This window comes from Burkholderia sp. Tr-20355 (assembly GCF_017104685.1).
Taxonomy (GTDB): domain Bacteria; phylum Pseudomonadota; class Gammaproteobacteria; order Burkholderiales; family Burkholderiaceae; genus Burkholderia; species Burkholderia seminalis.
In genome coordinates this window covers 25,723-52,569 of the sequence record NZ_JAAGPK010000015.1, presented here as the reverse complement: position 1 = coordinate 52,569, position 26,847 = coordinate 25,723, and the positions used below count along the sequence as shown (strand labels likewise).

Below are 26,847 nucleotides of genomic sequence, written 5' to 3'. Positions count from 1 at the left end.
CGCCGCATGCTGAGGGTGATCTATCGCGCGCTGTGGTGGCTCGTCGCGCCGGCCGCGGTCATCCGGCTCTACGTGCGCTCGCGCAAGGAGCGCGGTTATCGCGAGCATATCGGCGAACGCTTCGGTCACGTTGCGGGCCGCTTGCGCGACGACCGCGCGCCGCTGATCTGGGTACATGCGGTGTCGGTCGGCGAGACGCGCGCCGCGCAGCCGCTGATCGACGCGCTGATGCATGCGCGCCCCGATGCGCGCATCCTGCTCACGCACATGACGCCGAGCGGCCGCGCGACCGGCGAACAGATCTTCGGCGATCGCGTGCTGCGCTGCTACCTGCCGTACGACATGCCGGGCGCGGTGCGGCGCTTCCTGCGCGCGTGGCGGCCGACGCTCGGCCTCGTGATGGAAACCGAGGTGTGGCCGACGCTGATCGACGAGTGCCGCCGCGCGGACGTGCCGCTCGTGCTGACCAATGCGCGGATGTCCGCGCGTTCGTTCCGGCGCGCGGCGAAGTTCGGCGCGGCGACGCGCGACGTGTTCGGCGGCTTCTCGCGCGTGCTCGCGCAGAGTCCGGCCGACGCGGAGCGGCTGACGTCGCTCGGCGCGCGCAACGTGACGGTGCTCGGCAACCTGAAGTTCGACATGACGACGCCGCCGGAACTGGCGGCACGCGGCCATGCGTGGCGCGATGCGATCGGCGCGCGGCCCGTGTGGGTGGCCGCGAGCACGCGCGAGAACGAAGAGGCGCTGGTGCTGCAGGCGTTCGCGGAAATGCGTACGCCCGACGCGCTGCTGGTGCTCGTGCCGCGTCATCCGCAGCGTTTCGCCGAGGTCGAGGCGCTCGTCGCGCGCAGCGGGCTCAAATGTGTACGGCGTTCCGTCTGGGCGGCGGACGCGGCCGCGCTCGCGGCCGGCCGGCCGGCTGCCGAACCGCTGCCGGGCGACGTGACGGTCCTGCTCGGCGATTCGATGGGCGAACTCGGCGCGTATTACGCGTCCGCCGATATCGCGTTCATCGGCGGCAGCCTGCTGCCGCTCGGCGGCCAGAACCTGATCGAAGCGTGCGCGGTGGGCGTGCCGGTGCTGATCGGGCCGCACGTGTTCAACTTCACGCAGGCGACCGCCGACGCGGTCGCGGCCGGTGCGGCGATGCAGGTCGCGGATCCGCTCGATCTCGCGCACGTGCTCGATGCGCTGTTCGCCGACAAGGCGCGGCGCGTCGCGATGGGCGCGGCCGGCGCGGCTTTCGCGTCGCGTCACCGCGGCGCGACGGCGCGTACGGTCGACGTGCTCGCGGCGCTGCTGCCGCCCGCCGAGCGCGGCGCGCGCACGCCGCAGGACGCGCCGGGCAGGTCGGACGACGAATAGAACGAATGGGACGAATCGACGAAGGGCGGCGCAAGGCCGCCCCGGTGCGCGTGGCGGCGTCGAGTGTCGCCGCCACGCTGCTCAGACCGTCAGCAAACCCTTCTTCTCGATGAACGCGATTACGTCCGCGACGCCTTCGAGCGCCTTCAGGTTCGTCATCACATAAGGCCGTTCGCCGCGCATCTTCCGCGTGTCGGACGCCATCACGTCGAGGTTCGCGCCGACCAGCGGCGCGAGGTCGGTCTTGTTGATCACGAGCAGGTCGGACTTCGTGATGCCGGGGCCGCCCTTGCGCGGAATCTTCTCGCCGCCCGCGACGTCGATCACGTAGATCGTCAAGTCGGACAGTTCGGGGCTGAAGGTTGCCGCGAGGTTGTCGCCGCCCGATTCGATGAACACGATGTCGGCGTCGGGAAAGCGCGCCAGCATCCGGTCGACGGCCTCGAGGTTGATCGACGCATCTTCGCGGATCGCCGTATGCGGGCAGCCGCCCGTCTCGACGCCCATGATGCGCTCCTCGGGCAGTGCGCCGGCCACCGTCAGCAGCCGCTGGTCTTCCTTCGTGTAGATGTCGTTGGTGATCGCGACGAGGTCGTAGCGCTCGCGCATCGCCTTGCACAGCATTTCGAGCAGCGTGGTCTTGCCGGAGCCGACGGGGCCGCCGATGCCGACGCGCAGCGGCGGCAGTTTCTTCGTGCGGCGGGCGGAGGAGGGAGCAGGTGCGTTCATGGTCTGGCGAGGGGGTTCAGGAGCGGAACAACCGCGAGTACTGGGTCTCGTGCCGCGCGGACAGGATGCCGAGCTGCGGCGCGAACGTGTTGATGGCGTCGGGCGGCGTCGCGAGCGCCCGGCGCACGGTCGCGTCGATCGCGCCGCGCAGCGCGACGATGATGCGTTGTCCGGCGAGCTGGCCGAGCGGCACGGCCTTCAGCGCGGCGGACGTCTGGTTCTCGACCCAGCCGAATGCGTATGCGGCGAGCGTCGCGTCGGCGCTGGCGTCGTGCGTGGCGGCTGCGTAGGCGAACGCGGTCGGCAGCGCGACCGGCGACAGCGACGCGAGCGTCGCGCGGCGCGCGGCATCGCCCCATTCGAGCGATACGCACAGCTGCGCGAGCGACCAGCCCATCTGTTCGGTTTCGCGGCGCAGTTCCGCCGATTCGCGGCTCGCGACGAACCACGCGTTTTCGGCGGCGAGCGCGTGCGTGTCGTGCGCCTGCCAGCGCGCGAGCTGGTGCGCGAGGAACGGCAACTCGCCGTGCGCGAGCACGTCGGTCAGGCCGCTGGCGATCCAGTCGCGCGCGGAATCGGCGTCGCGGATCAGGTTTGCGTCGAGTGCCGCTTCGAGGCCCTGCGAATAGCTGTACGCGCCGATCGGCAGCGCCGGCGACGCGAGGTGCAGCAGCGCGACGAGTTCAGTGGTGGTCATGGCCGTGGCCGTGCGTGCATCCGGGACCATGCTGATGATCGTGATCGTGATCGTGATCGTGATCGTGCGAGTGCGAGTGCGAGTGCCCGTGATGTTCGCCGAATACCTGCTGCGCGAGCGCGTAATCCTCGGCGAACGTCGCGTCGTGCCCGTGCTTGTGGCCGCCGCCGTACGCGCCGGCTTCCGGCTGGAACGGCACCTGCGTCTCCTCGACCTGCGTGCCGAGCCGGCGCAGCATGTCCGCGAGCACCGGGTCGGCTTCGAGCTTCAGGTAGCCGTCGCCGATCTCGACCGGCGTGTGGCGGTTGCCGAGGTGATACGCGGCGCGCATCAGCGTGAGCGGATCGGCCGCGCGTACGAGCAGCACGGTCTCGGGGGCGGCGGCGATGCGCACGAGCGCGCCGTCGTCGGCGACGAGCACGTCGCCGTCGCGCAGCACCGTGCCGCGCGGCAGCAGGACCGCGACGTCCTCGCCGGTGTCGAGCGTCGCCGCGAGGCGGCTCTTGCAGCGGGCGTCATAGGCGAGCGTGAGCGTCGGCGCGCGCGCGACGAGCGACGCGGCGAGTTTCACGTTCGGGGCAATGCGTTTGTCGAGGGTGCGCATGAAACGGAAAACCGGCAATCAGAACAGGAAATAGCGTTGGGCCATCGGCAGCACCGTTGCCGGCTCGCAGGTCAGCAACTGGCCGTCGGCGATCACGTCGTAGGTTTCGGGATCGACGCTGATCGACGGGCGCCACGCGTTGTGGATCATGTCGGCCTTCGTCACGTTGCGGCAGTTGCGCACGGGTACGATCCGCTTCGCGAGGCCGTAGCGTTCCGCGATGCCCGCGTCGGCCGCCATCTGCGACACGAAGGTCAGCGACGTGCGCGCGAGCGCCCCGCCGCGCGTCGCGAACATCTCGCGGTAGTGGACCGGCTGCGGCGTCGGGATCGACGCGTTCGGGTCGCCCATCTGCGCCATCGCGATCATCCCGCCTTTCAGGATCATCGACGGCTTGATCCCGAAGAACGCCGGTTCCCACAGCACGAGGTCGGCCCACTTGCCGGGCTCGATCGAGCCGACTTCGTGCGCGATGCCGTGCGTGAGCGCCGGGTTGATCGTGTACTTCGCGACGTAGCGCTTCGCGCGGAAGTTGTCGTTGCGTGCGCCGTCTTCCGGCAGCGCGCCGCGCTGCACCTTCATCTTGTGCGCGGTCTGCCACGTGCGGATGATCACTTCGCCGACGCGGCCCATCGCCTGCGAATCGGACGACAGCATCGACAGCGCGCCGAGATCGTGCAGGATGTCCTCGGCCGCGATCGTCTCGCGGCGGATCCGCGATTCGGCGAACGCGAGATCCTCGGCGATCGACGGATCGAGGTGATGGCACACCATCAGCATGTCGAGATGTTCGTCGAGCGTGTTGATCGTGTACGGGCGCGTCGGGTTGGTCGACGACGGCAGCACGTTCGACTCGCCGCACACCTTCAGGATGTCGGGCGCGTGGCCGCCGCCCGCGCCTTCGGTGTGGTACGTGTGGATCGTGCGGCCCTTGAACGCGGCGACCGTCGATTCGACGAAGCCGCCTTCGTTCAGCGTATCGGTATGGATCGCGACCTGCGTGTCGGTGTCGTCGGCGACCGACAGGCAGTTGTCGATCGCGGCGGGCGTCGTGCCCCAGTCTTCATGCAGCTTGAGCCCGATCGCGCCGGCCGCGATCTGCTCGACGAGCGGCTCCGGCAGGCTGGCATTGCCCTTGCCGAGGAAGCCGAGGTTGATCGGCCAGCCGTCGGCGGCCTGCAGCATCCGCTCCATGTGCCACGGGCCCGGCGTGCAGGTCGTCGCGTTGGTGCCGGTGGCCGGCCCGGTGCCGCCGCCGAGCATCGTCGTGACGCCCGATGCGAGCGCCTCGTCGATCTGCTGCGGGCTGATGAAGTGGATGTGCGTGTCGATGCCGCCGGCCGTCACGATCAGCCCTTCGCCGGCGATCACTTCGGTCGCCGCGCCGATCGCGATCGTCACGCCTGGCTGAATGTCGGGGTTGCCGGCCTTGCCGATCGCGGCGATGCGGCCGTGCTTGATCGCGATGTCGGCCTTCACGATGCCCCAGTGATCGAGGATCACCGCGTTCGTGATGACCGTGTCGGGCACGTCGGCGGCCACGCGCTGCGACTGGCCCATCCCGTCGCGGATCACCTTCCCGCCGCCGAACTTCACTTCCTCGCCGTAGGTCGTGAAGTCGCGTTCGATCTCGATCAGCAGTTCGGTGTCGGCGAGCCGGACGCGGTCGCCCGTCGTCGGCCCGAACATTTCCGCGTACGCGCGGCGGCTCAAGCGTAGTGTCATGTTGCTGTTCCTGAAGAGCGGGGCGCGGCTTACAGCGGCCCCATCACCTTGCCTTGAAAACCGTAGACGGCGCGCGCGCCCGCGAGCGCGACGAGCTCGACGGTGCGCGTCTGGCCCGGCTCGAAGCGCACGGCCGTGCCGGCCGCGATGTTGAGCCGGAAGCCGCGCGCGGCCGCGCGGTCGAACGACAATGCGTCGTTGACTTCGAAGAAGTGGTAATGCGAGCCGACCTGCACCGGGCGGTCGCCGGTGTTCGCGACGACGAGCGTCAGCGTCGCGCGGCCCGCGTTCAGTTCGTGTTCGCCGTCGTCGGTGAGGATTTCGCCGGGGATCATGCGGGGCCTCACGGAATCGGATGATGGACGGTCACGAGCTTCGTGCCGTCGGGGAAGGTCGCCTCGACCTGGATGTCGGGAATCATCTCCGGCACGCCGTCCATCACGTCGTCGCGCGTGAGCAGCGTCGTGCCGTAATGCATCACTTCGGCCACCGTCTTGCCGTCGCGTGCGGCTTCCATCAGCGCGGCGGTGATGAAGGCGACCGCCTCCGGATAGTTGAGCTTCAGGCCGCGCGCGCGACGGCGCTCGGCCAGCAGCGCTGCCGTGAAGATCAGCAGCTTGTCCTTCTCGCGGGGAGTCAGTTTCATGAAGGCAAACGTTCGGGAAAACGTAATTTTTATCGGTGTACATGCGACCAGGCGGACGCGCGAGTCATCGTAGCACCGCGCTGTTTTGCGTGCGTCGTGTATCGACTATGTAAGGAGCAAGGCGCGTGCCATGCCTGTCGCATGGTGCGCGATGCGCGTTCGTGGTGCGTCGTGCATGACGAACGTGCAGTGTCCGAGGCGGCCTTGCGCCGAAACGGTGCGCGGCGCGGACGCGCTCAGGTTTGCCAGAGGCGCAGCGGCCGTGCGTCGACGCCGTGCACGATCGGCCGCAAGTGCAGCCAGCAGTCGGTGAAGTGGCGCTGCAGCGCTTCCATCGAGGTCGACAGCGCGCGCACGAGCACGACCCCGGGCGTCACGCAGGTGGCGCCCGCACGCAGCGTGTCGTCGAACGGCATCCGGGCGGCGAGCGATTCGGCCAGCGCGGCGTCGCATGCGGCGCCGACGGCCCACAGCGTGCCGTATGCGGGAAAGCCGGCGAGGCCCTGCAGCGCGCCGCGCAGCGGATCGTGCGCGTCGAGCAGCGCGCGTTCGGTCCAAAGCGGCCGGCCGTCGGCATCGACGAGCGCCGAGGTCGATGCGATGCGTCCCGCCGCCCAGGTTTCGCCGGCCGCCTGCCGGCCGAGCTGTGTCGCGTCCCAGCCGATCGCACTGGCACCCGCGCCGAGCGTCACCGTGAAATCGAGCGCTGCGTGCGCCGCGTCGAAGAACAGGTTGTTCTGGGGCAGCCAGTCGAGCTTCGCGTCCCGGCCGACCGTGATGCCGATGCGCTGCGTCGCGTCGAGGCCGTTCGACTTGTACCACTTGGTCGCGCCGGGCGTCGTCAGCACCGCGTGCGTGCCGTCGCCGAGCGCGATGTCGATGTCGAGCCGGTCGCCGCCCGCGACGCCGCCCGGCGGGTGGACGATCACCGCGTGGCAGATCGCGTCGCCTTCCGGGTACAGCGGCCGCTGCACGCGCAGCGGGCCGTCGTGCAACCGGTGCGCGAGCGTCGTGCGCGCACCGTGCCGCTCGAAACCGAGTTCGAGGCGGCCGCGCCACGACTTGGCGACGGCGGGGCGGGACAGCGGGGCGTGCGAATCGGAGGCGGACATCGGCGGCAAACGGGAACGGGAAACGAAGGAAACGGGCGCGAGGAACGTGGATGCTACCGGAACAATAATGCAGTTGCCGCGTTCGGTGGAAGCGCCGCGTGCCGCGGCCCGGCCAGCCAGCCGTTCTCGCCGCGGTGCCTGCGCCGTGCCTGCCGCGGTGCCTACCGCCGTGCCGCGCATCACACCGCGATCAGTTCGCGCACGCCGTTCGCCGCCATGTCGCGCGCATCGCCGCCCGCGACGATCTCGCCGCGGCTCATCACCCAGTAGCGGTCCGCGATCGATTGCGCGAAATCGTAATACTGTTCGACGAGCAGCACCGTCATCCTCGATTCGTCGACGAGCTGGCGCAGCGTGCGGCCGATGTCCTGGATGATCGACGGCTGGATGCCTTCGGTCGGCTCGTCGAGGATCAGCAGCTGCGGCTCGCTCATCAGCGCGCGGCCGATCGCGAGCTGCTGCTGCTGGCCGCCCGACAGGTCGCCGCCGCGCCGCGCGCGCATGTCCTTCAGCACGGGGAACAGGTCGTAGATGCGGTCCGGCACTTTCGACGGCGCCTTGCGGCTGGCCGCGCCGACGAGCAGGTTTTCCTCGACAGTGAGCCGCGGAAAGATGTCGCGGCCCTGCGGCACGTACGCGAGCCCGGCCGCGACGCGCGCATACGGCGGCAGCGCGCCGAGCGCCGTGCCGCGCCACGACACGCTGCCGCTCTTCGCGGCGACGACGCCCATCAGGCAGCGCAGCAGCGTGCTCTTGCCGACGCCGTTGCGGCCGAGCAGCACGGTGAGCTTGCCGTCGTCGGCGGCGAGGTTCACGTCGCGCAGGATATGGCTGCCGCCGTAGTACTGGTTCAGTGCTTCGATCTTCAGCATCGCATCATCGTCCGAGGTATGACTCGATCACGGCGTCGTCGCGCTTGACCTGGTCGAGCGTGCCTTGCGCGAGCACCGCGCCTTCGGCCATCACCGTCACGCGGCCCGTGTCGCCCGCGAGCGCCGCGACGAATTCCATGTCGTGCTCGACGACCATCATCGAGCAGGTGCCGCGCAGCGTGTTCAGCAGCTCGGCGAGCTCCATCGTCTCGTGGTCGGTCATCCCGGCCGCCGGCTCGTCGAGCAGCAGCAGGGCAGGGCGCTGCATCAGCAGCATGCCGATCTCGAGCCGCTGCTTCTGGCCGTGCGACAGCTCGCCGGCCGCGCGGTAGGCGTGACTTTCGAGGCCGATCAGCGCGAGCGTCTCCTCGATCCTGGCTTGCGCCGAGCGGTCGAGCCGCGCGCGCAGCGAGGCGAGCCAGCCCTTGTCGGTCTGCATCGCGAGCTCGAGGTTTTCCCACACCGGATGCTGTTCGAACACGGTCGGCTTCTGGAACTTGCGGCCGATGCCCGCGCGCGCGATCTCGGGCTCGCTCATCCGCGAAAGGTCGAGCGTCTGGCCGAGAAACACGCTGCCGGCATCGGGGCGCGTCTTGCCGGTGACGACATCCATCATCGTCGTCTTGCCCGCGCCGTTCGGGCCGATCACGCAGCGCAGCTCGCCCGCGTCGATCGCGAGCGACAGCTTCTTCAGCGCGCGAAAGCCGTCGAAGCTCACCTCGATATCCTCGAGATAAAGGATCGTGCCGTGCGACGTGTCGATGCCTTGCGGCACGACGCGGCCCATCGATGCGGCGCCGCTGACGGCGAGCAATTCGTCCTCGGGCGGCGGCGTGAACTGGTACAGGGCCGTTCCGTTCATGCGCGTTTCCCCTTCGCGAGCAAGGTTTCGACGAGGCCCATGATGCCGCGCGGCAGCAGCAGCGGTACGAGCACGAAGATCAGGCCGAGGAAGAACAGCCAGTATTCGGCGAAGTACGCGGTAAACAGGCTCTTCGCGCCGTTCACCGCGAATGCGCCGACGATCGGCCCGATCAGCGTGCCGCGCCCGCCCACCGCGACCCAGATCGCCATCTCGATCGAGTTGCCGGGCGACATCTCGCCGGGGTTGATGATGCCGACCTGCGGCACGTACAGCGCGCCGGCGATCCCGCACAGCACGGCCGACACGGTCCACACGAACAGCTTGTACGCGAGCGGGCTGTAGCCGAGGAACATCAGCCGCGTCTCGCCGTCGCGCACGGCCGTGACGACGCGCCCGAGCTTGCTCGTGACGATCGCGCGCGCGGCGATGAACGCCAGCACCAGCGTCGCGAACGTCAGCAGCAACAGCACCGTGCGCGTGCCGGGCGACGTGATCGCGAAGCCCGCGATGCGCTTGAAGTCGGTGAAGCCGTTGTTGCCGCCGAAGCCCGTCTCGTTGCGATAGAACAGCAGCATCGCGGCGAACGTCAGCGCCTGCGTGATGATCGACAGGTACACGCCCTTCACGCGCGAGCGGAACGTGAAGAAGCCGAACACCCAGGCAAGCACGGCCGGCACGAGCACCACGAGCGCGAGCGCCCACGCGAGATGCTGCGTGCCGCTCCAGTACCACGGCAACTGGTGCCAGTCGAGAAACACCATGAAGTCCGGCAGGTCGCTGCCGTACTTGCCGTCGCGACCGATCTCGCGCATCAGGTACATGCCGATCGCATAGCCGCCGAGCGCGAAGAACAGCCCGTGGCCGAGGCTCAGGATGCCGCAGTAACCCCACACGAGATCGAGCGCGAGCGCGGCGATCGCATAGCACATCAGCTTGCCGGCGAGCGTCATCGCGTACGCGGACAGATGGAACGCGCTCGCTTCGGGCGCGACGAGCGCGGCGAGCGGCACGCCGATGCCGATCGCGACGCACAGCGCGACGAGCGCGAGCCATGCGCGGCGCGACAAGAGCGCGGGGCGCGGCGGCAGGCCGAGCGCGAAGCCGTCGGCCGCCCGTCCGGCGGCGGCGGGCGTCGGTGCGCCGGCGACCGGGTTCGACAGCGAATCGCTGATTGAAGTCACGTCAAGCCTCCGCGCTGCGGCCCTTCGGGGCGAACATGCCCTGCGGGCGTTTCTGGATGAACAGCACGATCATCACGAGCACCGCGATCTTCGCGAGCACGGCGCCCCAGAACGGCTCGATCGCCTTGCTCGCGAGGCCGAGCCCGAAGCCGCCGAGCACGGTGCCGGCGATCTGCCCGACGCCGCCGAGCACGACGGCCATGAACGAATCGATGATGTAGTTTTGGCCGAGGTCGGGGCCCACGTTGCCGATCTGCGACAGCGCGCAGCCGCCGAGGCCCGCGATGCCCGCACCGAAGGCGAACGCATAGGCGTCGACGCGTGCGGTCTTCACGCCGACGCACGCGGCCATCCGGCGGTTCTGCGTGACCGCGCGCACGAACAGGCCGAGCCGCGTCTTCGTCAGCACGGCCCACGCGACGAATACCACCGCGAGCGCGAATGCGAGGATCGCGAGGCGGTTGTACGGCAGGATCAGGTTCTGCATCACCGTCACGCCGCCGCTCATCCACGATGGATTCACGACCTGCACGTTCTGCGCGCCGAACAGCATGCGCGTCGCCTGGATCAGGATCAGGCTCACGCCGAACGTCGCGAGCAGCGTTTCGAGCGGGCGGCCGTACAGGTGCCGCAGCACGAGCCGCTCCAGCACGATGCCGACGAGCGCGGCCGCGACGAACGACGCGGGCACGGCGACGAGCGGATACCAGTCGAACGCGCCGGGCGCGTAGCGCTGGACCAGCGTCTGCACGACATAGGTTGCGTACGCACCGATCATCAGGAACTCGCCGTGCGCCATGTTGATCACGCCGATCAGCCCGTACGTGATCGCGAGGCCGAGCGCGGCGAGCAGCAGCACGCTGCCGAGCGACAGGCCCGCGAACAGCGTGCCGACGATCTCGCCGCGGCGCTGCAGCGAGTGCAATGCGTCGAGCCCTTGCTGCGCGGCGTCGCGCACGCGGGCATCGGGTTCCGTGTAGCTGCCGTCGGCATTCTTCGCGACGAGCGGGCGGAGCTGTTCGATCATGTCGAGATCGCGGCGCGCGGCCACCACCTGCACGGCTTCGAGGCGCTTCGCCGGATCGGCGTCGTGCAGCGCGGAGATGGCCCACAGCGCGTCGAGGCGGCGCTTCAGTGCGGGATCGGTTTCCTTCGCGCGGGCACGGTCGATCATCGGCTTGAGCGCCGGATCGGGCGATTTCAGCAGCGCATCGATCGCGTCGCGTCGCGCGGCGACGTCGGGCGATGCGAGCGCGAGGCCCGACAGCGCGCCCGCGATCTTCGTGCGCAGCAGGTTGTTCAGCATCACGGGCTGTGCATCGCCGGCCGGCGTCGCGGCCTGCGTGAGCGCATCGTGCGCGGTGTCGCCGGTCTGGATCAGCAGGCGGCCGTCGCCGGTCGCGAGCGCGTCGCCGCTCGACAGTGCGTTGAGTACCGTAACCGCGCGCGGATCCGTGTCGGCGGCGAGGCGTTCGATCGCGGCCGTCTTCGCGTCGAAGTCGTCGCCGGCGAGCGCGGTGGTATCGGCCGCCGTCAGCGCGAACGCGGCGCGCGGCAGCATGCCCGCGAGGGCGGCGCACGCGACGATCGCGACGGCGGCTCGGCGAAAGCGTGTAGGCATCGGGAGATCCTGTCGGCGTAGGGAGGCGGATTCACGCACCGATGGGCCGGCCGGCGCATCGGTGCATGCGTGCGAGCGGGGCAGCGCGTCGGTGTGCGTGCCCCTGCATCGCGTCAGGCCAGCGCCGTGCGCTGCCGGCGCAGGAACGCCGGGATCGAGCTGACGACGTCGGGCTTGCCCTGGTTGCCGGCGATGAACGGGCTCCACGGCTGCGCGCGCACCGCCGTCTTCGTCTTCCACACGACATTGAACTGCCCGTCGCCGCGGATCTCGCCGATCATCACCGGCTTGTGCAGGTGATGGTTGCCGTCCATCGTGAGCGTGAAGCCGGACGGCGCGGCAACCGTCTGGCCGATCATCGCGACGCGCACCTTGTCGACGTCGGTACTCTTCGCCTTCTCGACCGCCTGCTTCCACATGTGGATGCCGACGTAGGTCGCCTCCATCGGGTCGTTGGTCACGCGCTTCGCGCCGCCCGGCAGGTTGTTCGCCTTCACCCAGGCGGCGAACTGGTCCTTGAATTTCGTGTTGGTCGGGTTCTTGACCGACATGAAGTAGTTCCATGCGGCGAGATGGCCGACGAGCGGCTTCGTGTCGATCCCGCGCAGCTCTTCCTCGCCGACCGAGAACGCGACGACCGGCACGTCGGTCGCCTTGATGCCCTGGTTGCCGAGTTCCTTGTAGAACGGCACGTTCGAGTCGCCGTTGATCGTCGAGATCACGGTCGTCTTGCCGCCCTGCGAGAAGTTCTTGATGTTCGCGACGATGGTCTGGTAGTCGCTGTGGCCGAACGGCGTGTAGACCTCCTGAATATCGGCGTCCTTCACGCCTTTCGATTTCAGGAATGCGCGCAGGATCTTGTTGGTCGTGCGCGGATACACATAGTCGGTGCCGAGCAGGAAGAAGCGTTTCGCACCGCCGCCCTCCGCGCTCATCAGGTACTCGACGGCCGGAATCGCCTGTTGGTTCGGCGCGGCGCCCGTGTAGAACACGTTGCGCGACATTTCCTCGCCTTCATACTGCACCGGATAGTAGAGCAGCCCGTTCAGTTCCTCGAACACCGGCAGCACGGACTTGCGCGACACCGACGTCCAGCAGCCGAACACGCACGCGACCTTGTCCTGCGTGAGCAGCTGGCGCGCCTTCTCGGCGAACAGCGGCCAGTTCGACGCGGGATCGACCACCACCGGTTCGACCTTGCGGCCCATCACGCCGCCGCTCTTGTTGATGTCGGCGATCGTCATCAGCGCGGTGTCCTTCAGCGACGTCTCCGAGATCGCCATCGTGCCCGACAGCGAATGCAGGATGCCGACCTTGATCGGACCGGTGCCGGCATCGGCCGCGTGCGCGAACGGGCTCTTGCCCGCCAGCGCGAGCGCGCCGGCCATCGAACCGAACTTCAACAGACTGCGACGTTTCATCGGTATCCCCTTGTCGTGTTGGTTGTGCGTGCGCCGTGGCGGCGCCGGCCTTCCTGTAACGCAAGGCATGTGCCAGTCGCACGGATGCACGCCGGGCGTGCCTGTGCGGGGCGTTATCGGGCGTCGGGATGGTGCGGATGATGCGTCGCGCAGCAGGTGCGGTCCGTTGCGGTGCAGGCGCGTGGGCGCAAATGGTGCACGGTCGGCCGGGGCGCGGTGCCTTTGCCCGTCAGCGGCGCATGTGGACGGGAACGAAGCGGGGCGGAAAACAGAAACGGGCACGCGATGCGTGCCCGTTCGGCGGATCAGTGCGGCCGGCGGCAGCGGGCCGGCCGGCGGGGCGGCGCATGATGCGCCGCCGGACAGGTCAGTAACGCGGCACGGACGGATCGACGTCGCGCGACCACGCGTCGATCCCGCCTTGCAGGTTGTACAGCTTCGTGAAGCCGCGCGATTCGAGGAACATCGCGACCTGCGCGCTGCGCATCCCGTGATGGCACACGCAGACGATTTCCGCTTCGTCGTCGAGCTCCTCGCTGCGCGCGGGGATCTGCTGCATCGGGATCGACACGCTGCCGGCGATCTGCGCGGTCGCGATTTCCCACGGCTCGCGCACGTCGAGCACGACCGGCGCGGGGCGTGCCGAATCGCCGAGCCATTCCGCGAGCATCGCGGGCGTCAGGATCTGCATGGAGGCTCCGCCGCTCAGAACTTGAAGCGCGACGGCTCGATCGCGTTGACGAGGTGGTTGATGTACGTTTCGAACACGTCGGCGACACGATACTGCTTGTCGTCGATGCGCGTGATGATCTGTGCCTTCATCACCGGACGGCCGCCGACGAATGCCGACAGGCGGCCGCCGATCTTCAGCTGCTCGAGCATTTCCTGCGGCACGACCGGCAGGCCGCCCGCGACACAGATCACGTCGTACGGCGCCTTGGCCGCCCAGCCGCGCGAACCGTCGCCGAGCACGACTTCCGCGTTGGTCACGCCGTCGTTGCGCAGGTTGTCTTCCGCGAATTTCGCGATCGCCGGATCGATTTCGACGGCCGTCACGTGCTGCGCGCGATGCGCGAACAGCGCGGCCAGGTAACCGGAGCCCGCACCGATCACGAGCACGTTTTCGTGTTTCTTGACGGTCAGCTCCTGCAGCACGCGCGCCTCGACGCGCGGGAACAGCATCTTGCTGGTGCCGCCGGGCAGCGGCAGTTCGAGGTCGGCGAACGCGAGATCGCGGTATTCGGCCGGAACGTAGTTTTCACGCTTGACGATCGACAGCAGGCCCAGGACGTCCAGATCCAGCACGTCCCACGGACGGATCTGCTGTTCGATCATGTTGAAACGCGCGTTTTCGATATTCATGGTGTGGTCACGCAGCCTGGTCGGCCATCAGCGGGGATAGAGAAACTTCGTGATTGTACCAAACGGGGCGGCCGCGAAGCCTTCAGGCGGCCTGCAACAGACCTTTACCCCTTGCTCTTCTTGATCTGCGCCTCGAATGCGAGGTCGAGCTTGCTCGCCTTGCGCGGCTTTTTGGGGCCGAATTCGTCGACGAACTTGACGAACTCGTCGAGCGGCAGCGGCTCGCAGCGCTTTTCGGCGGTGCCGCCGGAACGGTCGACGAGATAGAACAGGCCGCCCGCCATCGCGACGGCCGCGAATTGCGGGTTGCCGGAGCGGGTCTTCAGGCGTTCGACCGCGTGGGTCGCTTTGGTGGTGCGCATCGTGCGGGTTCTGGCGGAGCGTAAGCCCCACACTGTATCAAACCGGCCGCCCGCGTGCGGCCGGCGCGGGTGTCAAACGGTGCGCGAGTAGCGCTGCCGCGGCATCTGGCCCAGGTATGCGTCGAACGCCATCGCGATATTGCGCACGACCATCCGGCCGGCCGGATGGATCGTCAGGCGGTCGCGCGCGATCGTCAGCAGCCCGTCGCGCTCGAACGGGCGCAGCGCGTCGAGTTCGCGCGCGAAATGATCGGTGAAGCGGATGCCGTGCGCGGCCTCAACATGCGAGAACGGCAGCGCGAGGTTGCACATCAGTTGCGTGATCACGTCGCGGCGCAGCCGGTCGTCGGGCGTGAGCCGCACGCCGCGCGCGATCGGCAGCCGGCCCGCGTCGAGCGCGGCGCCGTACGCAGGCAGGTCCTTCGCGTTTTGCGCGTAGACGTCGCCGACCTTGCCGATCGACGACACGCCGAAGCCGACGAGATCGGTATCGGCACGCGTGCTGTAGCCCTGGAAATTGCGCTGCAGCGTGCCGTTGCGCTGCGCGCGCACGAGTTCGTCCGACGGCCGCGCGAAGTGGTCCATCCCGATGTACACGTAGCCGGCCGACGTCAGCATGTCGATCGCGAGGCCGAGCAGCGCGATGCGCGTTTCCGGCGGCGGCAGCGCCGCGTCGTCGATCTGCCGCTGCATCTTGAACAGGTGCGGCATGTGCGCGTAGCCGAACACCGACAGACGATCGGGCGCGAGCTCGATGATCGTCTCGAGCGTGCGCGCGAACACGGCGACGGTCTGGTGCGGCAGCCCGTAGATCAGGTCGACGCTCACCGAATGAAAGCCCGTCGCGCGCGCGGCGGCGAGCAGGTCGGCCGTCATCGCGCGCGGCTGGACGCGGTTGATTGCCTGCTGGACGGCCGGGTCGAAATCCTGCACGCCGAGGCTCAGCCGGTTGAAGCCGATCGTGCGCAGATGCACGAGCGTCGCGGGCGTGACCGTGCGCGGGTCGATCTCGATCGAGAACTCGGCGTCGGCGTCCGACGCGAGCGCGAAGTGCTCGCGGGTGGCCGCCATCAGTTCGGCCGTTTCGTCGTCGGACAGGAAGGTCGGCGTGCCGCCGCCCCAGTGCAGCTGCGTGACGGGGCGGGACGGATCGAACAGCGCGGCCTGCAGCGCCATCTCGCGCTTGAGCTGGTCGAGATACGGGCGGGCGCGGCGGTGGTTGTTGGTCGCGATCTTGTTGCAGCCGCAGTAGAAGCACGCGGTGTTGCAGAACGGGATGTGGACGTACAGCGACAGCTCGCTCGACGACGCGCCGGGGTCGCTGGCCGCGCGTACGTAGTCGGCCGGGTCGAAATCGTCGCGGAACTGCAGCGCGGTGGGGTACGACGTATAGCGCGGCCCGTTCGCGCCGTATTTCGCGAGCAAATCGGGACGGAACATTGTGTCGGCAGAACCAGAACTCATGACGGTCTCGCGCTTTTTAGATGCTTTCGAGTATATAAACACGCGATTCGGCTGCATTGTGTAATAACGTCGCAGCCGACGATGGCACAATGCGGGGTGGGGCAACCGGGCACCGCGTCCGGTTGCCGCGCCGTTTTCGTTGTCTGTCGTGTCGAGAGAGCCGAGTGTCCGTCGAATTGCCTGTCCGCCCGGCGCCCGCCGACGTCCCGCCGCCGCATGCGTGCCGCGAGGGCTGCGGCGCGTGCTGCATCGCGCCGTCGATTTCCAGCCCGATCCCGGGCATGCCCGGCGGCAAGCCGGCCGGCGTGCGCTGCGTGCAGCTCGGCGACGACCTGCGCTGCATGATCTTCGGCCGGCCCGAGCGGCCCGCGTGCTGTTCCGGGCTGCAGCCGTCCGCCGACATGTGCGGCGCGTCGCGCGACGACGCGCTCGCGTGGCTCACGCGCCTCGAGGCCGCGACGCGGCCGTCGGCGCCTACAGGAGAGCGTTCAGCATGACCGTACCTCGCGCGCCCGGCCGGCGCCGTTTCCTTGCCGCCTCCCTCGGCGCTGTCGGCGTATGCGTATCGCTCGCCGCGTGCGCGTCGACGTTCCCGTTCATCCCCGATCACTACACGTTCTCGCGCGGCGACGTGCAGAAAGCCGTCGGGCGCAAGTTCCCGTACCAGAAGACGGTTGCGCAGGTCGTCGACGTGTCGCTCGCGAACCCGAACGTCAACCTGCTGCCGGACCAGAACCGCGTCGCGGTGCAGCTCGACGCGCATTTCGCGAGCCCGTTCCTGCGCGCGCCCGTCAGCGGCAAGTTCACCGTGTCGGGCCAGCTCGCGTACGACGCGCCGAGCCGCTCGGTCGTGCTGAAGGCACCGGCCGTCGACAGCCTCGTGCTCGACGGCGACGCGCAGATGTACGCGCAGCAGGTCGGGGCGGCCGCCGGCCTGCTCGCGACGCAGTTGCTGACCAATTACCCGATCTACACGTTCAAGCCCGAGCAACTGCAATTTGCCGGGGTGAACTACGAACCCGGTACAATTACGATTCTTACAAACGGCATACGCGTGGCGATCGTCGAAAAGTGACGACGGACCGCGCGCGGCCGGGCGGGCCGCGCGTGGAAGAGTGGCCCTTTCTTTCGACCTTTTCGGAGTTGGGCCACGGATGGACTGGATCCTGATCTGCAAGGCATTGATCCTCGGCGTCGTCGAGGGGCTGACGGAATTCCTGCCGGTGTCGAGCACCGGCCACCTGATCGTCGCGGGCAGCTTCCTGAATTTCAACGATTCGCACGCGAAGACGTTCGACGTCGTGATCCAGTTCGGCGCGATTCTCGCGGTCTGCTGGGAATACCGGCAGCGGATCGCATCCATCGTGTCCGGGCTGCCGAGCCGGCCCGACGCGCGGCGCTTCACGCTGAACGTCGTGATCGCGACGATTCCCGCGATCGCGCTCGGCCTCCTGTTCGAGAAGAAGATCAAGGCCGTGCTGTTTTCGCCGGTGCCCGTCGCGTTCGCACTCGTCGTGGGCGGCGCGATCATCCTGTGGGCCGAGGCGCGGCAGCGCGAACGCAGCGAGCCGCCGCGCGTGATGTCGGTCGATGCGCTGACGCCGCTCGATGCGTTCAAGGTCGGCATCGCGCAATGCTTCGCGCTGGTGCCCGGCATGTCGCGCTCGGGCTCGACGATCATCGGCGGGATGCTGTTCGGCCTCGACCGGCGCGTGGCCACCGAGTTCTCGTTCTTCCTCGCGATTCCGATCATCTTCGGCGCGACGCTCTACGAAACCGTCAAGGACTGGCAGGCGTTCACCGTCGATTCGCTCGGCCTGTTCGCGCTCGGGCTCGTCGCGGCGTTCGTCAGCGCGTTCGTGTGCGTGCGCTGGCTGCTGCGTTATGTCGCGACGCACGATTTCACGGTGTTCGCGTGGTACCGGATCGCGTTCGGGTTGTTCGTGCTGCTGGTCGGTTACAGCGGCTGGCTGAACTGGGCGTGAGGCGCGCGCCGGAATCCGGCGTGCGGGCATGAAAAAACGGCCCGATCGGCAATGCCGGTCGGGCCGTTTTTTCTGGGCGGAGCGGGGGCTTAACCGGCGCGCTTGCGGAACACCAGGTCCCACACGCCGTGGCCGAGCCGCAGCCCGCGCCGTTCGAACTTCGTCACCGGGCGGTAGTCGGGGCGCGGTGCGTAGTCGGTGGCCGTGTTCTCGAGCGTCGGCTCCGCGCCGAGTACTTCGAGCATTTGCTCCGCGTAGTTCTGCCAGTCGGTCGCGCAGTGAATGTAGGCGCCGGGCTTCAGGCGCGACGCGAGATGCGCGACGAGCGGCGGCTGGATCAGCCGGCGCTTGTGGTGGCGCGCCTTGTGCCACGGATCGGGAAAGAAGATGTGCACGCCGTCGAGGCTTTCCGGCGCGATCATGTGCTCGAGCACTTCGACCGCGTCGTGCTGGATGATGCGGATGTTCGGCAGATCCTGCTCGCCGATCAGCTTCAGCAGCGCGCCGACGCCCGGCTCATGGACTTCGACGCCGAGGAAGTCGTCGCCCGGGCGGTGCGCGGCGATTTCCGCGGTCGACGCGCCCATCCCGAAACCGATCTCGAGGATGCGCGGCGCGTTGCGGCCGAAGATCGCGTTCCAGTCGGGCAGTTCCGGCGCATACGGCACGACGAAGCGCGGGCCGAACTCGTCGAGCGCGCGGCGCTGGCCGGTCGACACGCGGCCGGCGCGCGTCACGAAGCTGCGGATGCGGCGGCGGTGCAGCGGATTGACGTCGTCGGCGCCGTCGGCGGCTTCGTCGGAAATGGCGTCGTCGTGCGGCGGCAGGCCGGCTTCGTTCGGATCGTCGTGCATCATCGGTGACAGAGAAAGGCTCGGTTGCGGGCGAGGGCCCGTTGTGCGCGGCAGTGCGCCGGGCGATCCGGCACATGGTACAAAAAAGCCGCCTTCGACGAGGCGGCTTTTGCGCAGGCTGCGATGCAGCCGAAAACTGGAGCGGGCGATGGGAATCGAAGCACCGTCCACGCGCCCCCGCAACACATTGATTTATAAGGAACACGGAGCGGGCTGCGCTACTCCATGTCGGATACTTTTGTAGGAGCGCATTGTATCAGAACCCAGAGGGCCGGTTCGCGATTGAACCGGAGATGGTAGTTGCCACTTCGCTTTCCCATGGTAGTGTTCATGACATATCAATGCCGAAACGAAAACCATGACAGGCACAAACCATCCGCCGCTGGCCTTTTCCGCATGGCAATTCGATCCCGAACAGCCGCCCTTTCACGATGATCGGCTCAACCGACAGCGATACGCGACCCGCCTGACGGACTTCGTCGGGCGCTTGGGGGCGGGCGGTGCGATCGCCATCGATGCACCATGGGGCGGCGGTAAGACTTGGTTTGGACGAAATTGGGCTGCGCAGTTGCGTGCTGCTGGGCACAAGGTTGCCTTCATCGACGCCTTCGAACAAGACTACATCGAAGACCCATTCATGGTTATCGCGGCAGAGTTGGCGACCTTGCTCGATGATAGCGAGGGTAGCGGTCGCCTGTTACGCGGGCGGGCCGCCGCGGTTATGAAGGCCATCCTGCCGTTCAGTGCGAGGATGCTTGTTGGTGCCGTCGGACGGCTGGCGTTCGGTGCCGCTGACCTCTCTGAAGATATCCAACAAGTGGTTGACGCGGCGCAGGACGGCGTAGCGGACCGGGCGGAAAAGTCCATTGAGAAAAAGCTCGAAGAGCACGAGGAAGAGAAAAAGTCGTTTGTTGAATACCGACGTGCGTTGGCCGAGTTCGCGGCAAAACAAGATAAACCAGTTGTCGTGTTTGTGGACGAGCTTGACCGATGTAATCCTTTGTTTTCCGTTCGTCTGATCGAGCGCGTGAAGCACTTCTTCGAAATTCCGAACGTTGTCTTCGTCTTGTTGTTGAACCGCGAGCAACTTGAGCAGGCAGTGAAGGGAATGTTCGGGCGCGAGACCGACGCTGCGGCATATCTCTCGAAATTTGTGCGCTTCTTCTTTCGGTTGCCTGCACCGTCTGCTGAACGGAATTCACAGTATCGCTCGCAAGCCACTGACTTTCTTACGCAGGAACTATCGCGTTATGGTTTCGATCCTTCGCAGAATCGCGCTGTAGAGGGCTTTTACGCAGCCGCGCTGGTTTGGGTGCACGCCGCCCGATTATCACTGCGCGATATGGAGAAATTGTGCGCGCTGTTTGCCTTATCCGGCCCCATCGGGCCTGCGGGACTTCTCGCATACCTGATAACGCTCAAGTTGCGGGAACCGTCAATTTTCGATGATTTGCTCAGCGGTAATCGCGACGCTCATAAAGCTGCTGCTGAGTGGATTAACGGTTGCGCCGGCAGCGCTGGCTTTGCAAGTGATTCGACACATGCAACTTATCTGGCCGCTCTTCGAGAGCTGCATTTTGGTTCGCTCGCACCGGAGAAGACAGAACGCAAGTATTTGACGGGACACATTGCCAGTTGGATCGTAGGCGAAACGGGGCTTAGCCTTGACCAGGCCTTTGCGATTGTTTTGTCTCGCATAGACCTGTCGCTTGAAATCTGAGCGACGAGCCGCGAAGGATTCGGCAACTGTCGTGGCCAATTCATGTCGATCCGCTTGAGCAGGTGTGGGTAACACTGCGTCACGTGCCAGCGTTTGCGGTGCGACTGTCTATTTGCCGCTCTGTAAGGATTGACGATCCGTGGGCTCGATTGAAGGACGCGATACCTTGGGCCTGCCTCGGCAATTCTAGGAGGTCCTACCGCTGGTGGTGGCTACTCGTTTGTTGCTCTTGCGTTCCGCAGATGGACGGGATTGACGCAAGCGTGTGTGTCAGCGATTCAAGTAGGGGAATGGGAGCAATCGGGGGTAACTTGTTCCAAGTTATTCCCATCGTTTTGTATTTGTTGTTGATGCCCTTCCCGTGGGAGAGCCAATACTCTCCCTAGGCTTCTCGAAAACGAGAAACCTAGTGCGAGGCATCGACGCTCCCATATTCTTCCCTATGGGTTCCCTTGCTCTGGTCATGGTGCATTATGTCGCGAGAGGTTGATCCAAAGCTGAGCCAACCATACCTCTCGTCATCGACCCGGCTGCACCTTCCTCTTGCGAGGCCACTCTACCGGCGGGCAATACGTAACGAACCCCATCTATGCCCCGCTGCGAATCCTCCCGCAGCTTTACGACCTTGCCCGACCGTTCTATCGCCGAAAAGCAAGGAAGCGCAAACAAAGTCTTCTCTTGTTTGCGGGGAAAAATTTACCACAATTCACTGACGCGAGTAAATAACTTTCGCATGATGCCCGGTTGCCGGTATCGTGTGCTCCCATTTTTTTGTGCGTTGAGCAAATTTTTGCGTGAGTTTTCTTGCATTTCGGGTGATGTGAGTCTCCACCTCACAGACGGTTAATCGCCGTGACGCAGGGCAGACGCACGTCTTCTGCCTAAGCCGTCAGAGGGCCAAGCTTGCGGATCGCAGTCCATCGTGGAAGAAGTGAATGGGTGCTTCCACACAAGCTCGTCGTCCGTGAGTCGCGTCCGTCCAGGTAACTATGGGGGCGCACCCGCCTTGACTTGCAGTAATATCTTCCTAGGGTCGGGTGAGCACAAAAATCGGGGGATGGCATGGGGCGAGGCAAGAAAGTAATTCTTGAGTCAATGAGCTTCGACAATCAAAGTTTAGCTAGGCAGTTCTTCCGAGAGATGCTCAATCGGTATGTGCCCGGTGAGCGCGTCTCGCCGGAGGACACGATAAACTTGCGGGCATTGTTCAAACGCCATCCGGAGTATGCAACGAAGAAGGGTTCTGGCATCGACTACTTTGAAGTAATGCCTGGCGATTATGGAACCCAATGCTTCTGCGCTGTCCGGACAGACGGAAGCAAAGAAGACTTTTCCTACATTAGGTGTGTTACCCAACGGCTGGACTGAACCCGCGAAGAGAACATTTCGATGGACTTCGAAATAATTGTAGATGACGCGTATCTGAAGATTTTCGCGGAGACCGTCCTTAGCCCGGCTGAAAACAAGCATGTTCTCAGTCTTGTGAATGATTTTGAGGATACGCATTGGCGATACGAGAAGTTCGAAAACTTCATCTGGGATAATATCGCATTGACGGCCTTGTCAGCATGGGAGCGGGAAAAGCTGACCGGGCAGAGCAGATCGACGCTGCGTGAATCGGCGAAAAACCTTCGGCTGACAGATAAGGCGGGTGACATCGGGCAAGGCAGCGAGCTTGCCGAAATTGTCTTGTATGGAATCATGCATCACCATTATGGAGCATTGCCTGTCGTCCCGAAGATTTTCTACAAGCAGAATGTGCAGGACAACGCGAAAGGCGCCGATAGCGTCCATATCGTGTTAGAGGGGGATGACGACTTCTCCCTCTGGTTTGGAGAAGCGAAGTTTTACAACAGTATTGAAGATGCTAGGCTTCCAGCGGTTATCGAGTCAGTTGGAAATTCACTGAAGACGGATAAGCTAAAGAAGGAAAATAGTATTATTACTAACACCTCTGATATTGATCGCCTGATAACTAATCCAGAGGTGGCGGCGAGAATCAAGGATGCTTTGTCCGCGAAGAATTCAATTGATCACATCAAGGCGAAGATTCATGTTCCCATTCTTCTTTTGCATGAGTGTGCGATCACCGCGTCAGCAACGGAGATGAATGATGCTTACAGGGATGAGGTTCGAAAATATCACCGCGAGCGGGCGACGGTCTATTTTAAGAAGCAGATTGATGCGTTGTCCGGGAAGGTGGCAAAATATTCGGATGTCAAATTTCATATCGTCCTTTTCCCGGTTCCAGATAGGGGGAGGTTGATTGAGCAGTTCTCCAAGGAAGTCGCGTTTCACAAGGCGTAATAATCAATGGAAACCTTTGATGAATGTGCGGTAATCAATGAATTACTGCAAGCCGGAAACGAAACGGAGGCGAGAAATCGCTTAATTCGCCTGCTCGATCAACACGAAAGAAAATCTGAGCATTATTCTCCGCTTGTCAATCATCTGATCAGGGAGTCGGGGCTTTTCCCATATCTTGATCCAGATACGTCCAGTTGGCAGGATCGGTTTGTTTACGAGTCTTTCAAGGTGGATGTGGGGCAGGATTCTCCCGTTACGCTTCATAGCGAGCAGTCAATGGTTCTCAAGCACCTCCTTGATGGGACGAATATAGCTGTCAGTGCGCCCACCAGTTTTGGCAAAAGCTTGATAATCGATGCTTACATCGCAATCCGCAAGCCAAAAAATGTGCTTATTCTCGTTCCGACTATCGCTCTAACGGATGAGACTAGGCGACGGTTGAGCAGAAAATTCTCGGCTGAATACAAAATTGTGACGACGGTGGACGTCGAGCTAGGGGAGCGGAACATCCTTATCTTCCCTCAGGAAAGGGCGATTCACTATTTTAGTAAACTGGATAAGTTGGATTTGCTTGTTGTGGATGAGTTTTACAAGGCAAGTCGAGATTTTGATAAGGAGCGTTGCCCTGCTTTATTGAAGGCAATGATGAAGCTTGGTTCGATTGCTGATCAAAAATACTACCTTGCGCCGAATATTTCGAGACTGAGCGACAACCCTTTTACAAAGGACATGTTGTTTCTGCGCCTGGATTTCAATACGGTGTTTCTTGAAAAGCATGAGCTTTATAGGGAGATTAAAAAGGATGCGCAGAAAAAGAGCGATTTCCTGATTGAGATACTCGGGAAGAAGAGATCGAAGTCATTAATTTATGCTGGCACTTATTCGAACATTGAGCGCGTGTCAAACTTGTTGCTCGAAAAGACGGAGGAGCTTGGCAGCGATTTGTTGGCAGGATTCTCCGACTGGCTTGCGAAGAACTACGATCCAAACTGGATACTGACTGCACTAGTTAAACGTGGGGCTGGTATTCATACCGGTCGACTTCACAGGTCGTTGAGTCAGATACAGGTGAGGTTGTTTGAGGAGTTAGAAGGGTTACAGACTATCGTGTCAACTTCCTCGATTATCGAGGGGGTGAACACATCTGCGGAAAATGTCATCGTCTGGAGCAATAAGAATGGAACTCTAAAACTCAACGATTTTACTTATCGGAACATTATCGGTCGCGGCGGCCGGATGTTCAGGCATTTTATTGGAAATATCTACATCCTCGAAGAGCCTCCTCTCCCGACGGATACGCAACTGGATTTGACTTTTCCGGATGAATTGCTTGCGGATGTTGATGAGCAGGAATTTAAGCAACAGTTATCCAAGGAGCAAATTGCTAAAATATTGCTTTATAAGGAGCAGATGGCAGATGTTCTTGGTCAAGAGGTATTTGATCGGCTCCGAAACGAAGGGGCTTTGATATCGAGTGACGCTGAGTTGCTGACCAGTATCGCGCTTGAGATCAATCACAATCGAAAGACGTGGCGAGGGCTCGCTATTCTGAATTCTCCATCGAACGAATATTGGGGTTGGATACTTCACAAAGTTCTTAGGCTGGCTCCCGGAGAATGGGAGTTTCCCTACTCTAAATTTATCGAATTTGTGAAGACGCTGTCGGCCAACTGGAAAAGCTCTATACCTGACCTGCTAGACAAGTTGGATGAGCAGGATGTGACTATCGAGGAATTTTTCAAGCTCGAACGAAATGCTACGTTCAAGTTGACGGCATTGCTGAGTGACATCAATGTCATTCAGAAGGAGATAATGCCGGATCAGCATCTTGATATCGCGCCGTTTATCGCTCGTCTATCAAAGGCATTCCTTCCGTCGTGTGTATTGGAGTTGGAGGAATATGGGTTGCCTAGAATGCTCGCGAAGAAAATACATGCCGCTGGGATTATCGATTTCGAAGACGAGAGCCTATCGCTTCATTCTGCACTCGATATGCTTAACAAGATGAAGCATAAAATACAGGAAAAGGTTGCAGACTTGGACGGCTTCGATAGGTATGTTCTTGAGCATTTCTTCGAGGGCATTGTTCGGCAGTGAGTTTTCTTGACGAGGAGATTTGTGTCAACAAACGACCGGTTTCTGACACGTCACCGATAGCGGGCGCCGATGTGTTGAAAATATAGCCCTTGGCTTTTCCGACAGGCCATCCTACCCTGGCACCGTTTTCTAACAGGGGCAGATGCAAATGGCGATCTTCGGATATGGGCGGGTGTCAACCGGGCAGCAAACAACAGAGAACCAGCGACTTGAGCTTGAGGGTGCCGGATTCGCGATTGACTACTGGTTTGCGGACCACGGTATTAGCGGAAAGACCTGCGCCAGCGAGCGTCCGGAGTTCGGGCGGCTGCTCGACAAGATTCGGGACGGGGAAACGCTCGTCGTCGCAAAGCTCGACCGGCTCGGCCGCGACGCTGTGGACGTGCTGCAAACCATTCGGGCACTCGAAAAGCGGTCAATCAAGGTGATCGTGATGCAGTTGGGGCAGACCGATTTAACGTCGCCTGCGGGGAAATTGCTGCTCACGATGCTGGCATCGGTTGCGGAGATGGAGCGCGATCTATTGATCGAGCGAACGCAAGCCGGACTTGCTCGCGCTCGTGCCGAGGGGAAGAAGCTCGGCAGACCGTCAAAAACCACCCCAGAGCAGCGCGGAGAAATTCTCGAAGGGCTAGGGCGGGGCGAGTCGGTGAGCGCTCTGGCACGCGCTTTTGCGGTTTCACGGGCGACGATCAATTCAATTCGGGATGGGGTTTAACGGAAGGTGCTTGACCCCACAAACCTGATTTGCCGTGGCAGTCGGGCACCCTTCCGGGCAACGGGAAATTAGATACCCTGCGACGCTTCGTCGTCCTTCATCAACTGCGACAATTCGTCGTCCTCCATCAGAAGAAGCTCCGCCAAGTCTCTCGACGAGTTGAAATGATTCAGGCCGCCCCAAATCGAAAATGCGTAATATATCCGGTCCTGTATCCTGAAGTGGCCGCTGCTGTTTGCAAGGTCTTTTATGAACAAGACGGCATCTTCAGGGTGTCTGAAAATCTTCTTGGACCATCCCTTTAGGTCAAGATTGCATTTATGTATTGACTCGCTGATGACGTGAAGCACTCCATCCATTGCGTCATCAAACGCGTCGATCTGATCTGCATAGATTACTTTCGCAATCGGTCCAAATTTTCTGTAGTTGTCGATTACATGGGCAACCATACTTCCTCCGTGTGGTGTGGTTAGCGCACCGTAGCTGTGCGTTTGGGAAGAAGAAGGTTATAAACCGGAGATAGGCTTTTCAATAGCTCTGGTAGGCAATATTGATTTTTTTAATTCAATGGAATCAATGGGTTGCGAGGAAAAAATCGCGAGCCTAAAAATTGAGCAGGCGAACGGTAATAATTACATGGATGCGGTGACCCCAAACGAGACGCGGTGGGCGTATGCGGCTCGGTTTGCCGACCGGTTGTTCGTGCCCATGCTAGTGCTTGGGCAGCGGCGCGCTAAAGCACGCGCCGCCCTTCGTGGATGACCCCGGCACTACCGGGTGTTGACCTGTCCGCGACTTTGGATGCGGATCATTTTGCCGTCTTTGTCGAAAAGGATTGCAAGGTTAGACGAAGTGCCACCGATCACTGACGCTTGCGAATACATCCATTGTTGAAGCGTGCCGCCGTTCGGCATAGCGTTGGTCGCCGTGGGTGTGCCCAGCTTCTCTTGCGCTTGCTGCATCGTCGTCACGCCCGGAACGAATTGGTCGGCGTCGCGGATGTCGAATTTGCTTCCCATCGTCATGCACGCCGACAGGGTCAGGGCCAGGGCGCACGCCCCGAACGTCTTTCTCATTGGTCAGGTCTCTTTCTTGTGGTGGGCAACAACAAACGCAACAAGACGTGCCCGGAATCTGTTG

General features: G+C 63.6%; 27 protein-coding genes. 8 read left to right on the top strand and 19 right to left on the bottom strand.

The window, feature by feature from the left end; all coding sequences use genetic code 11:
• Positions 1 to 6 precede the first annotated feature (6 nt).
• Entirely contained in the window at positions 7 to 1,365 is a 1,359-nt protein-coding gene (gene waaA, locus G3N62_RS06285; protein ID WP_124669233.1) for a lipid IV(A) 3-deoxy-D-manno-octulosonic acid transferase, read from the top strand.
• A gap of 81 nt (positions 1,366 to 1,446) precedes the next feature.
• On the opposite strand, the gene ureG is transcribed toward waaA, so the two are convergent.
• From ureG to hemN, 16 genes are all read right to left on the bottom strand, one after another.
• Entirely contained in the window at positions 1,447 to 2,094 is a 648-nt protein-coding gene (ureG, locus tag G3N62_RS06280; RefSeq protein WP_034187291.1) for an urease accessory protein UreG, read from the bottom strand.
• A 16-nt stretch (positions 2,095 to 2,110) separates the two neighbouring features.
• Positions 2,111 to 2,791 carry an urease accessory protein UreF gene (locus G3N62_RS06275; protein ID WP_124669232.1) on the bottom strand — a complete coding sequence of 227 codons (681 nt, stop codon included), beginning with the start codon at positions 2,789 to 2,791 and terminating at the stop codon, positions 2,111 to 2,113.
• Positions 2,778 to 3,395 carry an urease accessory protein UreE gene (gene ureE, locus G3N62_RS06270; protein ID WP_206141209.1) on the bottom strand — a complete coding sequence of 206 codons (618 nt, stop codon included), beginning with the start codon at positions 3,393 to 3,395 and terminating at the stop codon, positions 2,778 to 2,780. The genes G3N62_RS06275 and ureE overlap by 14 nt, the downstream gene beginning before the upstream one ends.
• An 18-nt stretch (positions 3,396 to 3,413) precedes the next feature.
• The gene (ureC, locus tag G3N62_RS06265; RefSeq protein WP_034187294.1) at positions 3,414 to 5,120 is read right to left on the bottom strand and encodes an urease subunit alpha; all 1,707 of its coding nucleotides are present in this window, start codon (positions 5,118 to 5,120) and stop codon (positions 3,414 to 3,416) included.
• Between the two features lie 29 nt (positions 5,121 to 5,149).
• On the bottom strand, positions 5,150 to 5,455 hold the full coding sequence (locus G3N62_RS06260) for an urease subunit beta (protein WP_034187295.1): 306 nt from the start codon (positions 5,453 to 5,455) through the stop codon (positions 5,150 to 5,152).
• Between the two features lie 8 nt (positions 5,456 to 5,463).
• The gene (gene ureA / locus G3N62_RS06255; protein ID WP_006406310.1) at positions 5,464 to 5,766 is read right to left on the bottom strand and encodes an urease subunit gamma; all 303 of its coding nucleotides are present in this window, start codon (positions 5,764 to 5,766) and stop codon (positions 5,464 to 5,466) included.
• 236 nt (positions 5,767 to 6,002) lie between these two features.
• Entirely contained in the window at positions 6,003 to 6,878 is an 876-nt protein-coding gene (locus G3N62_RS06250) for an urease accessory protein UreD (protein ID WP_034187296.1), read from the bottom strand.
• 179 nt (positions 6,879 to 7,057) lie between these two features.
• Entirely contained in the window at positions 7,058 to 7,750 is a 693-nt protein-coding gene (gene urtE / locus G3N62_RS06245; RefSeq protein WP_059557193.1) for an urea ABC transporter ATP-binding subunit UrtE, read from the bottom strand.
• A gap of 4 nt (positions 7,751 to 7,754) precedes the next feature.
• Positions 7,755 to 8,612, bottom strand: a complete 858-nt coding sequence (gene urtD / locus G3N62_RS06240; RefSeq protein ID WP_049033579.1) for an urea ABC transporter ATP-binding protein UrtD — start codon at positions 8,610 to 8,612, stop codon at positions 7,755 to 7,757.
• Entirely contained in the window at positions 8,609 to 9,796 is a 1,188-nt protein-coding gene (gene urtC, locus G3N62_RS06235) for an urea ABC transporter permease subunit UrtC (protein ID WP_034187299.1), read from the bottom strand. Before urtC ends, urtD begins: the two co-directional genes overlap by 4 nt.
• Before the next feature lies 1 nt (position 9,797).
• Positions 9,798 to 11,417 (bottom strand): urea ABC transporter permease subunit UrtB, encoded by a 1,620-nt coding sequence (gene urtB, locus G3N62_RS06230; protein WP_124669230.1) that lies wholly within the window; start codon positions 11,415 to 11,417, stop codon positions 9,798 to 9,800.
• 113 nt (positions 11,418 to 11,530) lie between these two features.
• Positions 11,531 to 12,838, bottom strand: a complete 1,308-nt coding sequence (urtA, locus tag G3N62_RS06225; protein WP_049033581.1) for an urea ABC transporter substrate-binding protein — start codon at positions 12,836 to 12,838, stop codon at positions 11,531 to 11,533.
• 367 nt (positions 12,839 to 13,205) lie between these two features.
• Complete coding sequence (locus G3N62_RS06220; RefSeq protein ID WP_034187302.1) at positions 13,206 to 13,529, bottom strand: rhodanese-like domain-containing protein; 324 nt, start codon at positions 13,527 to 13,529, stop codon at positions 13,206 to 13,208.
• 14 nt (positions 13,530 to 13,543) lie between these two features.
• The gene (locus tag G3N62_RS06215) at positions 13,544 to 14,200 is read right to left on the bottom strand and encodes a protein-L-isoaspartate O-methyltransferase (protein WP_034187303.1); all 657 of its coding nucleotides are present in this window, start codon (positions 14,198 to 14,200) and stop codon (positions 13,544 to 13,546) included.
• 104 nt (positions 14,201 to 14,304) lie between these two features.
• The gene (locus G3N62_RS06210) at positions 14,305 to 14,562 is read right to left on the bottom strand and encodes a hypothetical protein (protein WP_006488573.1); all 258 of its coding nucleotides are present in this window, start codon (positions 14,560 to 14,562) and stop codon (positions 14,305 to 14,307) included.
• A gap of 72 nt (positions 14,563 to 14,634) precedes the next feature.
• Positions 14,635 to 16,026, bottom strand: a complete 1,392-nt coding sequence (gene hemN, locus G3N62_RS06205) for an oxygen-independent coproporphyrinogen III oxidase (protein WP_124669229.1) — start codon at positions 16,024 to 16,026, stop codon at positions 14,635 to 14,637.
• Between the two features lie 176 nt (positions 16,027 to 16,202).
• Here hemN and G3N62_RS06200 point away from each other — a divergent pair, with 176 nt between their 5' ends.
• The 3 genes from G3N62_RS06200 (at position 16,203) to G3N62_RS06190 (ending at position 18,011) form a co-directional block, all read left to right on the top strand.
• Positions 16,203 to 16,523: a YkgJ family cysteine cluster protein gene (locus G3N62_RS06200; protein WP_124669299.1), complete on the top strand. Its 321-nt coding sequence runs from the start codon at positions 16,203 to 16,205 to the stop codon at positions 16,521 to 16,523.
• Positions 16,520 to 17,101, top strand: a complete 582-nt coding sequence (locus G3N62_RS06195) for a DUF1439 domain-containing protein (protein ID WP_034187305.1) — start codon at positions 16,520 to 16,522, stop codon at positions 17,099 to 17,101. The genes G3N62_RS06200 and G3N62_RS06195 overlap by 4 nt, the downstream gene beginning before the upstream one ends.
• A 79-nt stretch (positions 17,102 to 17,180) precedes the next feature.
• Positions 17,181 to 18,011, top strand: a complete 831-nt coding sequence (locus tag G3N62_RS06190) for an undecaprenyl-diphosphate phosphatase (protein ID WP_034187306.1) — start codon at positions 17,181 to 17,183, stop codon at positions 18,009 to 18,011.
• 89 nt (positions 18,012 to 18,100) lie between these two features.
• On the opposite strand, the gene trmB is transcribed toward G3N62_RS06190, so the two are convergent.
• Positions 18,101 to 18,868 (bottom strand): tRNA (guanosine(46)-N7)-methyltransferase TrmB, encoded by a 768-nt coding sequence (trmB, locus tag G3N62_RS06185; protein ID WP_034187307.1) that lies wholly within the window; start codon positions 18,866 to 18,868, stop codon positions 18,101 to 18,103.
• 355 nt (positions 18,869 to 19,223) lie between these two features.
• On the opposite strand from trmB, the gene G3N62_RS06180 reads away from it, so the two are divergent.
• From G3N62_RS06180 to G3N62_RS06160, 4 genes are all read left to right on the top strand, one after another.
• Entirely contained in the window at positions 19,224 to 20,585 is a 1,362-nt protein-coding gene (locus G3N62_RS06180; RefSeq protein ID WP_206141208.1) for a P-loop NTPase fold protein, read from the top strand.
• A 1,389-nt stretch (positions 20,586 to 21,974) separates the two neighbouring features.
• A complete protein-coding gene (locus tag G3N62_RS06170) occupies positions 21,975 to 22,892 on the top strand; it encodes a DUF1837 domain-containing protein (RefSeq protein ID WP_206141206.1) in 918 nt (305 codons plus the stop codon).
• 6 nt (positions 22,893 to 22,898) lie between these two features.
• A complete protein-coding gene (locus G3N62_RS06165) occupies positions 22,899 to 24,989 on the top strand; it encodes a DEAD/DEAH box helicase (RefSeq protein ID WP_206141205.1) in 2,091 nt (696 codons plus the stop codon).
• Positions 24,990 to 25,137: 148 nt separating this feature from the next.
• Positions 25,138 to 25,707, top strand: coding sequence for a recombinase family protein (locus G3N62_RS06160; protein ID WP_206141211.1), 570 nt, complete (start codon positions 25,138 to 25,140; stop codon positions 25,705 to 25,707).
• Positions 25,708 to 25,775: 68 nt separating this feature from the next.
• On the opposite strand, the gene G3N62_RS06155 is transcribed toward G3N62_RS06160, so the two are convergent.
• Together G3N62_RS06155 and G3N62_RS06150 are read right to left on the bottom strand one after the other, a co-directional pair.
• Positions 25,776 to 26,156 (bottom strand): hypothetical protein, encoded by a 381-nt coding sequence (locus tag G3N62_RS06155; RefSeq protein WP_206141204.1) that lies wholly within the window; start codon positions 26,154 to 26,156, stop codon positions 25,776 to 25,778.
• A 321-nt stretch (positions 26,157 to 26,477) separates the two neighbouring features.
• A complete protein-coding gene (locus G3N62_RS06150; protein ID WP_241012920.1) occupies positions 26,478 to 26,783 on the bottom strand; it encodes a hypothetical protein in 306 nt (101 codons plus the stop codon).
• Positions 26,784 to 26,847: the final 64 nt, after the last annotated feature.